Here is a 16045-nt window from a genome sequence, read left to right as displayed (position 1 = left end):
AGCCGCTACTCCTTCAGGGAGTAGCGGCTTTTTTGTGCCTGGCACAGTTTGACTGTACTCATTGGGACATATCGTTCAACCATTCCCTCTAGTTGGATAAGGAACAGTTCTGTCGATCAAATGATAGCGATCTCAATGTCATCGATTTCATAGTCGTTCCCAATTCCTGTGGAGACATTGCTGTAAACGTCCACAATGATGTTGGTGGCAGTGGCGATAAAGGTACCTGACAAAGTCACCCAGTTGGTCAGCGAAGTAATTCGGGTGGGGCCAGCAATACTGTTGCCAGCCGCTCTAATCGACAATGATGGAACCTCATAGGCCCCCTGGAAACGGATGGCTTTGATAGAAAATCGATATTGACGACCCACCAGCAGATTGTTCAGCGTCTTTTGAATGATGACTCCGTTGGATCTATTGGTGTAGGTGTAGTTGTGGAATCTCCAGTTGCCACTCACGTTGCGCAGTCGCAGATCCCTTGGGTCAACTCCTGGCCCTCCGACCCAGTTGTTCCAGTTCTGATTGGCAAAATCGGTGAAGTCTCTTGTCAGCCCCGCAACACTGGTGAATCTGCGCACGGTTGATGTGAGCCCTGTGCCGTTTGTACTTCGGGCCGTAATGGTATGCCCTCCCGGTGCGAAACCTGTTTGAGGCAAGCTCCAGACGTCGTTGGTCACCGGTAACGATCGCAACAGTGCGGTTCCGTCATAGAGATCGATCGTGGCGTTTTCGGGTGCGCGACCGTTGATCGCAACAGTGGGCTGGGTTGTAGATCCGTCGTCAACGATGTTGTTGCCTGCCTTATCCGTCACGCTGGTGATAGTCGGCTGGACGGCCGCCGCAACCCGGAAGGTACGAGGTGGTGCAGAGATCGCGCCGTCGCCGTACAGTGCAAGGGCTGTGAGGCTGTAACTTTTTTCGGCCAACCCGGTGAGGGGAACTCTCCACTCGCCAGCGTCATCAGTGAGGGCTTCACCCACTGAGCTGGCGCCATCGCGCAAGCGGATTCGCTCATTCACCGTTGCTTTGCCCGTGACCGTCACTGACTTGTCAAAAGTGATGCCCCCCTGCACAACGGCGCCTTTGGAATCGGTGACCAGAGTAATTTCAGGTGTCAGATAGTCGTAACGGGTTCTGATGGTCAGTCGTCGGTGCGGAAACTCGATGGCGCCGCTTTCCAGAGTGCTGCCATTGAGGGTTACCTTACAGATCACTGTCGCCGGTGTGGAATGGTCCAGTTTCATCAGTTCGCTTCGGAGCAGTGTTTCATTCAAACCATTGCGCACTTGTGCATCTGATATTTCCATGCCGTCCAGCAATTTGATCTCGTAATCGACGCCCGAGTCTGTCTTGCCTTGCAGTCGCAACCATAGCCGCTGTTTGAGGGCTATAAATGGCCAAGGTCTGACCAGCACTTGCGCATTGCCGCTAAAGAAAATCAAATCCAGCACATCGTTCAATGCCTGAGGAACATCGGGGCGAGGCAATTCCTTTTCAGGGTCCTTGAATTGATCAACTAGCAAATCCAATACCTGTGAGTCGGTTGTCTTTCCATAGCGGTCAACGACATAGCTGATCTGGACCTGTTTGCCGACGTTCGGGCCGACCACTGAACTGTTCAGATGAAACTCGACTACGCCGCTGGCGTCGCCCGGTAACTCCTGATCCTCGGAAGAGCCTTCGCCTGGTGTTCCCAGCCATTTCAACGTGATCTTGTCGACATAAGGTTTCATGCTCGGATAGCGAACCAAGACATCGACACCGTCGCGTCCTTGAATCGGGTCCAGAGTGCCATTCGGGGCCTGTCTGACCTCGGGTGGGATTAACTTCCCAATGGGCTCGCTCACCAAGAGATTGAGATCGGCCGAGTATTCGTATTGCCGGGTAGCAGCACGCCACAATGAATAACGTACTTTTACTAGCTGCCCGATGTTGCTTGTTACAAATCGCGCATCCACACGGAAACGTACGGGTTTTCCAGCGATCAGGGTGGTGATGGGAATCCAGTCGCTGACACTGTCGACGGGGTTAGGGGCCATCCAGTAATAGGTCAGAATGTCTTCTCGGACGGTTCCTGTGTAGTCAATGAGAACAGTGGCTTTATCGGAGATATTGGAGGGGTCCAGAATTCCGGGCGGATTCTCTTCTTCCACTCCGGGAGCCGGCAATGTCGCGGCAACGGCTTGCACCTTGACCAACAGATGTTCTGAATCGCTGACGCCGTAGAGCTTCGGCTTGTCATTGGAGACGGTATACCAAAGATCGAGGCTGCCCTTGTCGAGAACGATGATGTGCTCTTTGTCGACGTAAACAGTGAAAAAGCCTTCTTTCGCCTCATTGTCACTGACAGTGTGACTGTCTTCATGGACGTAGGGCTGGCCGTTGGACTTTTCACCTATCCAGCGGATGGCGACCCAATCGCCATTGGCAATTCCCGTATAGCTGATTCGTACCGTGGCGTAGAGCAGGTCCGGCTCGAGTATGTCACCCACCAACTCGGCAATTCTCGGAGCGTCCAGTATCAAAACGTCACCCACTACGTCGGCGAACTCACGTTTGGAGGACATCGGCGAGGTTCCGTCTGCTTTCGTCAGCACGTAGGAGGCATCGGCCCGGCCCATGGCGATGGCGCGGACTTGCGCGTACGACACCTTGAATTCCATGACACTCGGGATGTTCGCCACCGTTTTGGATTCAGTGTGAATCAACGGCTTGCCGGTAAAGGGGGTGCCGATCCAGGTCATGGTTACCGAGTCGTTCAGTGCGAAGTCCGAGCCCTGGATATGGACCTGGACCGTGACGTCCTGTTGGTTCAAGTCGAGGATCTTTATAACGCCGTTGACCGACTCCTTGATGATCGGTGCGCAGAGACGCCCGGCGCCGGCGTCGACGGCTATCCGTGTGAATTGGGATTTTTGGAGCGGCCAGTTCCGGACTTCATCAATAGCGTCGTACCTGATCACCAGTGCCGCGCTGTCGCCACCGGCCAGAATGTCTGCCTGTGTCGCCACGATCACCATGGGATCCTTGCCTTCCGCCTGATCTTGTGTGACGAGGTGCGGCGCCAGGGTATGGCTGCCCCAGTACACCAGAATCGTGTCTCGCACCCTGATTTCCGGGTATGAAGGAACGGTCAGGGGAACGCTTTTTTTTGCCCAGTCCGCGTCGATAACCCCTTGGTCGATGATCTCTTGTGGCAATACCGCAGAACGCAGTTCGGAGTGCCCAAGTTCGGGTCTGTGAGCGTTCCCGTCTTTGTTCCCACCCGGGCGGATCAGTTTGACGAAAAACTGTGACAACACAGAGGGATCGTCCGGTTTGGTTGCGCCGAACCGTTTCAACTCATAAAAGCACTCATGCAGACCGGGCGTGAACAGCGCCTTGGGCAGGTAAAAGAACAGATGTTTGTCTTTTTCCCCCGGTTCAACCATTCGGGTGAACACCAGAATGCCGTTCCAGTAAATATCGTTCTGATCACCCTCCAGCATGTCGAGGTACGCCGAAATCACGCACATCACACCACTGGCGTTTTCCTCGACCACCCAGATATTGATCCCGCCATCGGCATCCTCGATGGGCCTGACCGCACCGCTGATCTGCATGGGCCGAAGCGCCAGAGTGCCGGGTTGGTCGAGATCGGGAAACAGAAAGAGACTGTGGGAGTGCATGACAAAAACCCCTAACGATTGCGCAGTGGGACTTGCAGGCGGTTTTTTATTGAACCTGAGGGGAGGGAGGATGGGTACTGTCAGATCTGACAGGTGCGCAGGGTATTGCGACCAACGGTTCAACGCTTATGGGATTTCGCCTGCAACGATCTGATCCTGCGGATCGAATTCAAACACGTAGGCATTTTTCGCCACACTGGAGGTCAGGTGCACGACCGGAAGGAAGTGGCCGGTTCGCTGAAAGTAATCGAGCTGGAAATAACGCGCACTGGACTTTCCCGTGACAGCGACATAGAAAAAAGCCTCGAGGGGCAGCTGCGCCGGTATGTCCTGGGGCCAATTGGCGATGATGACTTCGTTGTGAACCCGCTGATCGGCTGCCGTCAGCCTGGAGCGTGCTTCGATGCTTACCGCAAAGGAGGCCTGGTCGCCTTTCAGGCTGCAACCGTGATAGCGACTTGGCTGCTTGTAGATGTGCTCGATGTAGGCATCTACGGTGGTGATGCCCTGTTCATCACAAGGTCGGCTTGCGGTTGGAGACTCAGAATGCGCGTTGCAGCTGTTGCTTCGATAAAAAGTGGCACCGTCGAAAGGCCAGGCGCATCGCAATGTCAGGGGATAGGCGGTTGGCGCTGCCAGTTCCTTCATGATCAAACCCTGGGGCTTTGACCACGGCAGAATCGGCAGATGAACATCGGCTCGCAGATAAGAAAAAGAGACCCCGTCCCGTTCAATGGAGCCCGGGCTTGGGTTCCATGCGCGGTACTCCGGCGTCGCACTGGTTGTACGCACCAGAACACCGTTACACCTATACGCCGCTCCATTGCCGGGACAGGCCATTCTTGTATCGGCATACCGCGCATTCAATCTCGCCGCGACCTGATAACCGATGTACAACTGATCCTGCTGATTGAAACCGAACACGGCATTCGGTGCCTGACTCAGGTCCATGCGCAGAATGGGAAGCCAGTCACCCGTGGCGTTGAAATAATCACGTTGATCCTTTTGCGCGCCCGACAATGAGCCAGTCTGCGTCACGTCATAGAACAGACCTTGCAGTGGCAGTTGCTTTGGCGTCTGGTCGTCCCAGTTCCTGATTTGCAGCTGCGTGGGTCTGGCGGACCATGTGGCGTCGATGCGCTGGTGCGCGACAAGACTGGCACTGAACTGCACCGGATCTTGAGTGCTGAGCGAACATTGCCTGGCAGGCTGATTGCCCTGTTGCGCAAAGTGCGCAAGCCAGCCCTGCACATCGGTCGCACCTTGGGCCGTGCAGGAGCTGACATCCTGTCCCCTTACCGTCGCCGTCCACCCACAGCCGAAATCGGGGCGTATGCTCTGAACCGCAAACTCAAACGGATAGGCACATAGCACACCCAGTGCCTTGCCCTGACCGATGGCGGTAAATTGATCATTGAACACTGCACCGTATTTTTGCGTCAGTGACCGGATGTCGAGATCGGCACGCAGATAATTGAAACCTTTCGCACCCAGCTGGACGTCTTGCGTCGAGTGTTTCCAGAAAGCTTCTGCGCCCTGACTGCCGAGCAGCAAAATGCCGGCGCAAAAATACGCGGGGTTGTCGCCCGGGCACTGGCTGGAGATATTCTGGTAGCGCTGGTTGAGCAGCTGAGCGGTTTCCGGGCCGGTGGCAGCCTGTCCGATGCCGCAGACCATCAACAAGGCAAGCAACAGTTTTTTGATCCGCAACGTGTTTGGCATAACGCACTCCCCGATGCCTCGTGGCGCAGTCGTCTGGAAATGCAGATACTTGGAGGCTCTAATCATCCCGCATGGATTCAGGCTGGAACGGGATGGCGTTTTTCAGTGTCTGCGTACTCGAATCGCCGAGTGCCTGATCTTCGACGTCATAGCTGAAAGTCGACCCCGGTGCTGCCGTAAACAGCACCCGTACGATCGGAAGGAAGCGGCCTGTAACCTGAAAATAATCGCGTTGAATGAATCGAGCGCCTGCCAGGCCATCTCCTGCGTTGTAAGAGGGGCTGAAAATCGCGATAGCTTCCATTGGAAGCCGCTCTGGATGTTCCTCGGTCCAGGGCTCGATGACTAATTCATTCCAGCCGAAAGGGTCGACGGCGAATGGCCGAACCGTGGTTGCTAATTGAAAGTTCTGCGCATCGGTATTGAAGGCGCAGGATCGGGTCGGCGTGGATGCATAACGTGCAGTCCATAAATCGCTGGTTGTGACGTCAAGCGCATCGCAAGTATCGCCGTGGGTTCGGCAGATGTCCGGTGAATTGCCGGTTGCGGCGTCAAAGGGATAAATGCAGCGAACCGTCAGTGGCTTGCCGGATGGGGCGAAAGACTCGCGAACAATAAATCCCTGGGGTCTGTAGGCCTGGGTAATCTTCGCGCCGTGCGTGACGAAGGTAAACGAAACGCCGTTGCCCTTTATGGATTGGTCGCTGGGATTCCAGGAGTGATATCCAGTGGAGACACTGGTTGCGCGGATCATGACACCGGCGCAGTGGTAGGACGCGGTGTTGCCCTTGCAGTTTTCGGTCTTGTCGACAGCGCGCGCATTCAATCGCGCAGCCACCTCATATCCGGTGTACAACTGCTCTTCCTTGTTGAAACCGAATACCCCGTTCGGTGCCAGGCTCAGGTCCAGGCGCAGGATCGGCAACCACTCCCCTGTAGCCTTGAAGTAATCGCGCTGATTTTTTTGCGCTCCCAGTAGTGAGCCTGCCTGTTTCATGTCATAAAACAGCGCTTGCAGCGACAGCCTTGCAGGTGCCGGTTCGTCCCAGTTGCGGATTTGCACTCGCATTGGCAGTGCCGACCATGTGGCATCGAGTCCTTGGTGCGCAATCAGGCTGGCCTTGAACTGTGTGGGGCTCTGGCTGCTGAGTGAACATTGCGCGACGGCCTGGTTGCCTTGTTGTGCGAAGTGCGCGAGCCAGCCTTGTGCGTCAGTCACGCCCAGCGCCGTGCATGAGCTGACGTCCTGCGCGCGCTCCAGTGCCGCGGCAGCCCAGCCGCAGCCCATGTCCGGTCTGGTTGCGGGTATCGGAAATTCGAACGGGTAGGCGCACAGGACATCCAGCGATTTGCCAAGACCTATCGCGGTGAACTGATCACTGAACACGGCGCCGTATGTCTGCGGCAGCGTGCGGGTGCCGAGATCGGCCCGCAGATAGTTGAAACCCTCTGCACCGAGCTGGGTGGCGGTCGCACTGTGTTTCCAGAACTCTGCTGGCCCATCGCTCCCAAACACCAGCACGCCGCTGCAAAAATACGCCGGATTGTCACCCGGACATTGGCTGGGGGTGTTCTGGTAGCGTTGGTTAAGCAGTTGAGCGGTTTCCGGACCGGTTGCAGCCTGGCCGACACTGCTGAACAGCAACAAGGCGAGCAGCAGAATCTTGATTCGCAACGTGTTTTGCATGGAGTTCTCCGCGGGTCTTCGGTCACCGTGCTCAATTCTGGGAGACACCCAGAACCTGCCAGAACGAGGTTGTGTCCTGGCCACTGGCGTTGTCGTTCACCGAAGAACCATTGAGGTCATATGTCCACGCGGTGCCGGCGCCCAGGGCGTCGGCGGTCCACACCGGGTAATTCAGCCATTCCAGAAAGTCCGCGACGGGGCCGGTGTCGGGGAAGTACCGCGTCCACAGGCGTTTGGCCTGGACCAGCGTGATCGCTTTCAGGTTCGCCGTGGCGCAGATTCTGGCCATGCCTTGCCAATCCGCGCCGGGGCTCAGGAAGTGCACTTCCTGGATACCTTTGACGGTCAGCGCGAATGCACGTGTCTGGTCCCGGCTGTCGGTTGCGCTGATGGTGCATTGCCCATTGCGCCGCGCGGTGACTTCGCCGGATTGTTCGCCGACAAGGGCAATCGAGGAGTCGCTGCAAAGGTACTTGTAGGGACCGACACCCCAGCTGGCAAGTCGGGTCATTCGGGCGGCAGAAGGTATCGTCAATGGAGGCTTTTCGACGGAGGCGATATAGTTTTCGCCGTTCAGATTCAGCATCGCATCCGCTTCGAAAGCCGCTGACAGCTTCAGATCGAGAGTGTCCGATGGTTCACGTGTGCTCTGATACAGCTGCACGTCGTAGCGAATCGGCACGGTGTCATGCTCATCGGCAACAAACTCCCTGGCCTCAACTTTGAACAAGACATCCTTGTCGACAGCGCCGGCGCTGATCGGCAGGTCATCGGTGTAGGTATCGCCGACGAACAGGTAAACGTGATCGCGGAACGTCATGGGCGTCCAGGGTTTTATCCTGACGGTCGCTCCCTCGGGTGGAAGCGTTTGCGGATCCAGGATTTTGTCGGGCGCTTCGTCTACGGTGGGCGCCCGCAGATTGTCTTTGGTCTGGTTCATGTCACCTTCTCCTGAAGTCAGAATGGCGGCACTCGGGTGAGCGCCGCACAGCAAGGCATCATCGAAGGTGTCAGGGAGTATTGAGTTTGGCCAAACGACTGGCCTTGAGCGCCAGACCGCGGGTGGCCGCATTGGCGTAGTACGACACCTGGCCTTTCAACCGGTCTTGAGCGGCGCTGCTGTCGCCGCCGGCGAGAGCCGCGCCCCAGGTCACTACCTCGCCGTCGGACGTGAGTGCCGTAAAGGCATGACGGTTGGCGTAGATCGCGGTGACATTGACCAGTTTGGCGGCTACGGGCGTGGTATCTGCGCCGAGCAATGGGTCTCCCCAGGCCACCACGGTTCCATCTCTGCACACTGCGGCGAACGCTCCAGCGGTGGCGGCCAATTGAACAAGATCGTCTCTGCCAGCGATCGGGTCAGGTATCAGGCCACCCGAATTAGCCTCGGGCCATCCGACGACGTGACCGCTGTCTCGAAGCGCTGCAAACGCATTCGAACTGGCGACGACCGAGATGATATCCGTCAGGGAGCGGATTTCCGCCGGTATTGTCCCGCCATAAGCAGAGGGGCCCCAGCCCATGATCTGTCGGTTTGTGAGTATGACGACAAAGGCCTGAGCATTCGCGCAGGCGAGTGCCTGGATGTTGGTCAGGCCGGCGACATCGTCGGGTACCGTGCCGCCTTTCAGGAGATCACCCCAGGCGACCACACTGCCGTTTTCCCGAAGTGCAGCGAAAGCGAAGCCATTGCCGATAACGTGTTTGATATCGGTGAGGCTGGCGATCTCTGGAGGAACAACACCGCCAAACCCCGCTCCACCCCCCCACGCCATCACCTGACCGGTTGCCGTGAGGACGGCGAAAGCATCTCCGGCCGGGGCCAGTTCGACTGCATTTCTCAAGGCCAGTATCTCGGCAGATGGGGTTCCGCCTCTGGCAGCGGTGCCCCAGGCATGGACTGTTCCATTGGTTTTGATGCCCGCAATAGCAACGCTGTTGCCAGCGAGCAGTTTGAAGTCCGTAGGAACAACCGCGCCCATTTCTCCACCCTGACCTGCTGTCCCGGGCCAGGCCACAGTGAAGTTGTTGGTGCGAATCACCGCGTAAGAGCTGCCAGAACAAGCAACCCAGGCGTTGTCGGTGAACGTCAGAATGGTTGGCGGGATATTCTGGCCATTCGATGAGTTACCCCAGGCTGCCAGATTGTTCTTGTCCCGCAACGCCACGAATGCCCCGTCATTGGCGGGAGTGCCCGGGCCACCGGTGCCAAATACATTCACTCTGTTCAAGGTGACCTGGTCGTCGCTGGTGCGAACTTGCAAGGGGGCGTACGGGTTGGTATCGGCCCAGATCTCCGCTTTTTTCCAGGTGCTGTCGTCAGCGTATTTCCACTCGGCCTGTACGCGTTGCAGGGTGTCTGCATTGAAGGCTGATATGAGCCTGCTGGAACTGGTCTCCCGATAAATCCCCTTGTTGTAGCGAGCCCCCATGACCCGCAACTTGCCACTGCCAATCACCTTGCGCACATCGTAAACCGTCGGGTTGGAGGGACCATCGGTTCCGCCGGCCTTGCGCTCGATTTCGTAGCTCAAGGCGATGTCCCTGCCTTCGTTGGCGTTGATCACGCTATGCGGCACCTTGATCACTGACAGCTCTTTGTCGGCTTGCCCGGCCAGCACAGTGTGCGGATACGTGGTAGTGGTTTGCCCCTCCACCGTTACCGTGATTTCGTCGTCTGTCTTTAGAAGGGCAGATGCCGGTATCACCACCGTTGCGCCGTTCGGGTGAACATCATCGGGATTCAACTGATCCTTTTGCGCTCCGGTCGCTTCTCTGAAAGTGGCGTCTGGCAGTGTGAACTCCGTCGCCTCCACTCTCAGCGGATAATCCTCCCCCGGGGTTTGGCCACCCTCGAACAGTGCCACGTAATAACTGATCACCACATTCTTGTTCAGGCAGGCCAGCACGATGGCTTGGTCAACCGTGAACTCAACGGGTTTGCCCTTGTTGTTTCCGCTGATGGTTTTGTCGTCCTTGTGCACTGTCACGCCGTCCGTCGTGGCCCACTGCATATAGAAATGATCGCCGGCGTTCTCTGGCCGGTTGGCGGCAATTTCGACGGTAGCCCCGTTCGGGACTTTGGATGGGTCCAGTATGCCGTCAGTGGCTTGCAGTACCTTGGCTGGATCCAGCAGTGGTTGGTCTGCCTTGCCGACGACGAAGGTCAGGGGATTGGAATAGCTGGTGATGTCGGTTTCGTTGCGCAAGATCCGGTAAGTGGCCGTCACTTTTTTTCCGCGGTTGGGCTCAATGTGCTCGGCTACGAATTTGGCATCCAGTGTGAAGTTAACGTCCTTGTCGGCCGAGAGGGCGTTCAGGACGACGAAGTCTTCCTTCTTGCCTGTGAGCTCGGCATCCCACAAATAGGTCACTCTGTCGCCAGACTTGCTTGGCGTGCCGGTGGGTCTTGGCGCCGTCAGTTTGCTGGTGCCGGCGGGCAGGTCGCCGGGCTCCAGTCCACCATTCTGCTCTCCCAGAACGATGGGTTTGACCAGTTCGAACTGCGGCTCGCCGATGTTGATGGAGGCCGCTGGTCGAGAGCGGCGTTTGACGATTTCGCCGTCTTTGTCCATCAGCAGTATGTAGGACGCGACCACATTTCCGCCGTTGAGGATGTGAATGTGTTCGCCGTCGATAAAAATGACAAAACCTTCTGGATTCTCCACTTCGGACTTGTCCGGGAAATACCAATCATCTTCGAAGCCTGGGTTATAGATGGTGCCATCGGGGCGCTGGCCGAACCATACAAGTTCGATTGCCATGCCGACTTCAATGATCGGATTGTGTGGAATCCGCAAAGCGGTCCTTGGGAGGTCGTGGGGAATGGCGCCATCTTTCTCATCGTCGAAAATCGGGGCGGCCAGTTGATCGGCTTCACCTTCGATTTGTACGAACTGGCCTTTGGATTGCAGTGGGTCGAAACTGCCAGCACGAATGAGGCGATAAGAGAAAGTCGCTTGGGTTTTTGCCAGTTTGCGTGCATCCGAGTTCTGGATAGTCAACTCGTAGGTGTGTGGCAGGTTGTCAATTTCTACCCTGGGAGCCGTGGCTTCGATCAGATCGCCATCTGCTGTGGTGCCGCGCATCTTCAGTTCGATTTTGTCGCCATGTTTGAATTCTGGACTCCTGGCCACCACTTGGACGATGACCTTGGCATCACCCAGCTTCTCAAGATCAAGTACGTTGTTGATGGCCCGTTCGACAATTGGGGCGAGCAGCAGGTCGACGCCCAAAGAGACTCTGATCCGGGTTTCCTTGCACCAGTCTTCTGCGAAATTATTTACTTTGTCCTTTGGAATGAAGCTCACAGCCAGACCTGAGTCGTCGGTATCGCCGGCCTTTTCGATGATTTCTTTTTCTATCAGGATTTCGATCGGGTTGTTGTCTGGGTCATTGATTTGTTCGCGAGTCAGAGGTTCGGACTCCACGAATAGACCCCCCCAGGTCACAATGATCACATCACCTATCGCTGCATTGGGGTAAGGCAAGCCGGTTCCAGACGCGGGACGGATAACAATCAAGACACCGTCTTCTGCTATTTCCTTGTCCACCACGCCGTTGACGATTTCCGGATCGATATACATGAACAGTTCGGAATGACCCGGATCCGGATCCGTATCCTGCCCACCCGGAATCTCGATTTTTACGTATATTCTGGTCGGAGGCGTCTGGGTTTCCGGCGTTTGAAGGTGGCGGGTGATGCGGTAAGACAGGGTATGCGAGCCTGTCTGTGCGTGTCGGGGGGGCGACGAACAGCGTTACACGCTGCCCCACCTCGGCGTCTTCCTTGATGGTGATCTGATCAACGGAATTACCATTGAGCAATAGTTCGGCCTTGTCGCCGACGCACATCACGGTCCATGGGGGGATATGAATTCGCAGGCCTTTTTCGGGATGTACCCCCATCGCAGCCGCCAGATTGATTCCCCACTCACCGGAAGGCAGTTGCTTTGGTTGCTTGTCGGGGATTTCCAGCTCGACAAGCGTCAGGGCGGGAACTCTTTTCGCAGGTTTTTTCAACATGGCGGACACTCCTGTCGTGGGATGGGCGACGGAGTGATTTAAGGGTTGGAATCGATGATTTGACTACTGTCAGATCTGACAGGTGCGTAGGGTTCTACGACCAACGGTTGCTGAGCGTTCAGCGTTTGGGCAGGGTTTTCTGTCGCAGAATGTAGACCGTCACCAGTACTGCACTGGTCAACATGAACCCCCGCGCCCACGGCAGCGGCACCAGGTAGCAGGAAAACAGAATGCTCGCCCACATCAGTCCGATCGCGTAGACCTTGCCCTTGAGCGGAATGCCATTGCCGTCGAGGTAATCGCGGATCCATGGCCCGAGCCGTGGGTGCTCGACCAGCCATTGGTAGAAACGCGGAGAGCTGCGGGCAAAGCACGCGGCTGCCAGCAACAGGAAGGGGGTGGTGGGGAGAACAGGCAGGAAAATCCCGATCACCCCCAATGCCACGCTCAGCCAGCCGATGGCCAGCAGGATGTAGCGCAACATCAGGGGGCGGTTGCCTATGGGGTTGTCCATAGGCCGGATCTTAGTGATGACGTGGCTTGAGGATCGCCGGTTTTTCGTCGGGTGCCTGGCACAGCAGGTACAGCGCGGTCAGGGCTTCCGGGATCTGCACGATCATGTCGTCCATCAGGTTGGCGTCCCTGGCGATGTCTTCGAATTCAGGCTGTTCGTCGAACAGGCCCGAACCGACCATGATCGGCAGGAGCATTTCGCTGACTTCTTCTTCGGCGGTTTCGAACCAGGCCGCTTCGCGCAGGAACACGCCTTCCATGAAGCCGATGCACCAGCCGCGCAGTTCGGAATCGTCCGGCTCATCGCCCAGGTCCAGCTCGCATGGCAGCTCGAATTCTTCATCGGAGGCCAGTTGGCGGGCGATGTGGGCCTTGAGGCCGATCAGCGTGGCTTCGATTTCTTCGCGCTGGGCTTCGCTGCTGTAGTGCGGCTCTTCGGCGAACAGGGCGTCGATCCACTCACGATCCGGGACCACGTCGGCGCAGATCGACAGCGCAGTCAGGTAACCGTGAGCGGCCACGTAGTCCAGCGCCTCTTCATGCAGCTCGTCGGCGTCGAGGAAGACTTGCAGGCGGGTTAGTTGCTCGGCGAAGGACATTAAAGGGCTACCTTGGGGGAATAAACAATGCGGGAATTCTAGGCCTTCTTGAGCCCTCAAGCCAGCCGCACGGCAGATTTGCCCCTACAAGCTTCTTATCGGCGGTGCCCTTTGCCGGGGAGGGCTCGGGTATACTGCCGCGCTTTGCGATCCCTGCCGGTGTCGCGGCTGATTTTGTACGGCGTCATGCAATGCGCCCTTACGTTTTGTTTAAAGCAGCCTCGGCTGTCTTGAACCAGCCTGTGCAGGGATGTTTCGGTGGATTTTTGGAGTTTTTATGCTCGAACAGGCTCAACGCGTCCTCAAGGACATCTTCGGCTACGACAGTTTCCGTGGCCGTCAGGGTGCAATCATTGAGCGCGTGGCCAGTGGCGGTGATGCCCTTGTCCTGATGCCGACCGGCGGCGGCAAGTCCCTGTGTTTCCAGGTGCCGGCGCTGTTGCGCGACGGCCTGGCGGTTGTGGTGTCGCCGCTGATCGCGCTGATGGACGATCAGGTCGCCACCCTCGAAGAGCTGGGCGTGGCCGCCGCTGCATTGAACTCCACGTTGAGCGCCGAACAGCAGCGCGACCTCGCCAACCGGATCAAGCGCGGCGAAGTGAAAATGCTCTATCTGGCGCCCGAGCGTCTGGTGCAGCCGCGCATGCTGTCGTTCCTGCAAGGCTTGAACATCGCGCTGTTCGCCATCGACGAAGCGCACTGCGTGTCGCAATGGGGCCATGACTTCCGCCCGGAATACCTGCAACTGGGGCAGTTGGCGGAAATGTTCCCCGACGTGCCGCGCATCGCCCTGACCGCCACCGCCGACAAGCGCACCCGCGAAGAAATCGTCACCCGCCTGCATTTGCAGAACGCCGAGCGCTTCCTGTCGAGCTTCGATCGGCCGAACATTTTCTACCGCATCGTGCCCAAGGAGCAGCCGCGCAAGCAGTTGCTGGCGTTCCTCGCCGAGCGGCGCAGCGATGCCGGCATCGTTTACTGCCTGTCGCGCAAGAAGGTGGAGGAGGTGGCCGCGTTTCTCACCGAGCAGGGCTTCCCGGCGCTGCCGTACCACGCCGGTTTGCCCAACGATTTGCGCGCCTATCACCAGAAACGCTTCCTCAACGAGGAAGGCCTGATCATGGTGGCCACCGTGGCGTTCGGCATGGGCATCGACAAACCCAACGTGCGCTTCGTGGCTCACCTCGACCTGCCGAAGTCCCTTGAAGCCTATTACCAGGAAACCGGACGTGGCGGCCGTGACGGCCTTCCGGCGGACGCGTGGATGGCCTACGGTCTGCAAGACGTGGTGATGCTCAAGCAGATGCTGCAGAACTCTGAAGGCGACGAGCGCCACAAGCGTCTGGAACAGCACAAGCTCGACGCCATGCTCTCGCTCTGCGAAGAGACCCGCTGCCGCCGTCAGGCGTTGCTGGCGTATTTCGACGAAGACATGCCCGAACCCTGCGGGCACTGCGACAACTGCACCGACGGCGTGCAGACCTGGGACGCCACCGAGCCTGCGCGTCAGGCGCTGTCGGCGATCTATCGCACCGGCCAGCGTTACGGCGTAGGCCATCTGGTGGACGTACTGCTGGGCAAGGACAACGAAAAAGTCCGCAGTTTCGGCCATCAGCATCTGTCGGTGTACGGCGTCGGCAAGGCGCTGGGCGAGAGCGAATGGCGCTCGCTGTTCCGTCAGTTGGTTGCTCGCGGCCTGGCGGATGTCGATCACGAAGGCTACGGCGGGTTGCGTCTGAGCGACACTTGCCGGCCTCTGCTCAAGGGCGAAGTGAGCCTGGAGCTGCGCCGCGACCTCAAGCCGCAAGTCACTGCCAAGAGCGGCAGCAAGAGCCCGGCCAGTCAACTGGTGCGTGGTGAAGAACGCGAACAGTGGGAAGCCTTGCGCGCTCTGCGGCGCAAACTGGCGGAAGAGCACGGCGTGCCGCCGTACGTCATCTTCCCCGATTCGACCCTTCTGGAAATGCTCCGCAGCCAGCCGACTTCGCTGGCGGAAATGGCCCAGGTCAGCGGCGTCGGTGCACGTAAGCTGGAGCGCTACGGCGAGGCTTTCCTCGAAGTGCTCGGCGGCGAAGCCGAGACACCGAAAGTGGTGGCCGACGTGCGCCACGAACTCATCACCCTGGCCCGTGCCGGCATGACGCCGTTGCAGATTTCCGGTCAGTTGCAGTGCTCGGAAAAGAACGTTTACACCATGCTCGCCGAAGCCATCGGCAAGCAGCAGCTGTCGCTGGAACAGGCGCTGGACTTGCCGGAAGACCTGATGGGCGAAGTCCAGGATGCATTCCTCGACGGCGAGGGCGAGTTGCCGTCGGTCGCTGAAGTGGCGGAGCTGTTTGCTGGTCGCGTACCGGAAGGCGTGCTGTATTGCGTAAGGGCTGCGTTGCAATCTGAATTCGAGATGTAATTCGGCCCTTTCCCCTCACCCCAGCCCTCTCCCCCAGGAGAGGGAGCCGACCGAGTTGTCTTACGCTTTATATCGACCTGAAATACCGGGTCGATTGTGGATTCAGTTCAGAGCATTCAGGTCGGCGTATTCCTTGAGTATTTCCCCAATCCGCTCCCTTCCCTCAGGAGAGAGGGCTGACCGAGCTGTCTTGCGTCATGCATCGGCCTCAAATACTGGTCGATTGTGGATTCCGCTGAGAGCATTCAGGTCGGCGTATTTCCTGAATATTCCCCAATCGGTTCCCTCTCCCCCGGGAGAGGGTTAGGGTGAGGGGGGCTTTTCAGATGTAACGATTCAGTACAAGTCCCCCCTTGCCTATAGCCAAATGTCATGCTTAGCTGACTAATAATTAGTTTTTCTCTATTTCTTCAGTCTAACCATG

The 16045-nt window shown here is 57.7% G+C and carries 8 protein-coding genes; 1 reads left to right on the top strand and 7 read right to left on the bottom strand.

Annotated elements, in window-relative coordinates; genetic code table 11:
• Nucleotides 1–116 precede the first annotated feature (116 nt).
• The 7 genes from ACW9HX_RS23740 to ACW9HX_RS23710 all read right to left on the bottom strand — a co-directional run bounded on the left by ACW9HX_RS23740 (nt 117) and on the right by ACW9HX_RS23710 (nt 13214).
• Entirely contained in the window at nt 117–3668 is a 3552-nt protein-coding gene (locus ACW9HX_RS23740) for an Ig-like domain repeat protein (protein ID WP_457382472.1), read from the bottom strand.
• A 126-nt stretch (nt 3669–3794) separates the two neighbouring features.
• Nucleotides 3795–5390: a hypothetical protein gene (locus ACW9HX_RS23735; protein WP_457382471.1), complete on the bottom strand. Its 1596-nt coding sequence runs from the start codon at nt 5388–5390 to the stop codon at nt 3795–3797.
• Nucleotides 5391–5448: 58 nt separating this feature from the next.
• Nucleotides 5449–7077, bottom strand: coding sequence for a hypothetical protein (locus ACW9HX_RS23730; RefSeq protein WP_457382470.1), 1629 nt, complete (start codon nt 7075–7077; stop codon nt 5449–5451).
• Nucleotides 7078–7108: 31 nt separating this feature from the next.
• A complete protein-coding gene (locus ACW9HX_RS23725) occupies nt 7109–8017 on the bottom strand; it encodes an Ig-like domain-containing protein (protein WP_457382469.1) in 909 nt (302 codons plus the stop codon).
• 70 nt (nt 8018–8087) lie between these two features.
• Nucleotides 8088–11663, bottom strand: a complete 3576-nt coding sequence (locus ACW9HX_RS23720; RefSeq protein ID WP_457382468.1) for an RCC1 domain-containing protein — start codon at nt 11661–11663, stop codon at nt 8088–8090.
• Nucleotides 11664–12220: 557 nt separating this feature from the next.
• Nucleotides 12221–12616 (bottom strand): YbaN family protein, encoded by a 396-nt coding sequence (locus ACW9HX_RS23715; RefSeq protein WP_457382467.1) that lies wholly within the window; start codon nt 12614–12616, stop codon nt 12221–12223.
• 10 nt (nt 12617–12626) lie between these two features.
• Nucleotides 12627–13214, bottom strand: a complete 588-nt coding sequence (locus tag ACW9HX_RS23710; protein WP_085699577.1) for a UPF0149 family protein — start codon at nt 13212–13214, stop codon at nt 12627–12629.
• 277 nt (nt 13215–13491) lie between these two features.
• On the opposite strand from ACW9HX_RS23710, the gene recQ reads away from it, so the two are divergent.
• A complete protein-coding gene (recQ, locus tag ACW9HX_RS23705) occupies nt 13492–15621 on the top strand; it encodes a DNA helicase RecQ (protein WP_457382466.1) in 2130 nt (709 codons plus the stop codon).
• Nucleotides 15622–16045 lie beyond the last annotated feature (424 nt).

It is taken from the genome of Pseudomonas sp. SDO52101_S400 (assembly GCF_054071635.1).
Note: the sequence above shows the minus strand (reverse complement) of the source record. Positions and strands in the feature narration are given on the sequence as shown.

What these genes read in the sequence shown, in the direction of transcription:
- ACW9HX_RS23740 (WP_457382472.1), bottom strand. Translation starts at nt 3,668, where the DNA reads ATGCACTCCCACAGTCTCTTTCTGTTTCCCGATCTCGACCAACCCGGC.
- ACW9HX_RS23735 (WP_457382471.1), bottom strand. Translation starts at nt 5,390, where the DNA reads ATGCCAAACACGTTGCGGATCAAAAAACTGTTGCTTGCCTTGTTGATG.
- ACW9HX_RS23730 (WP_457382470.1), bottom strand. Translation starts at nt 7,077, where the DNA reads ATGCAAAACACGTTGCGAATCAAGATTCTGCTGCTCGCCTTGTTGCTG.
- ACW9HX_RS23725 (WP_457382469.1), bottom strand. Translation starts at nt 8,017, where the DNA reads ATGAACCAGACCAAAGACAATCTGCGGGCGCCCACCGTAGACGAAGCG.
- ACW9HX_RS23720 (WP_457382468.1), bottom strand. Translation starts at nt 11,663, where the DNA reads ATGTATATCGATCCGGAAATCGTCAACGGCGTGGTGGACAAGGAAATA.
- ACW9HX_RS23715 (WP_457382467.1), bottom strand. Translation starts at nt 12,616, where the DNA reads ATGGACAACCCCATAGGCAACCGCCCCCTGATGTTGCGCTACATCCTG.
- ACW9HX_RS23710 (WP_085699577.1), bottom strand. Translation starts at nt 13,214, where the DNA reads ATGTCCTTCGCCGAGCAACTAACCCGCCTGCAAGTCTTCCTCGACGCC.
- recQ (WP_457382466.1), top strand. Translation starts at nt 13,492, where the DNA reads ATGCTCGAACAGGCTCAACGCGTCCTCAAGGACATCTTCGGCTACGAC.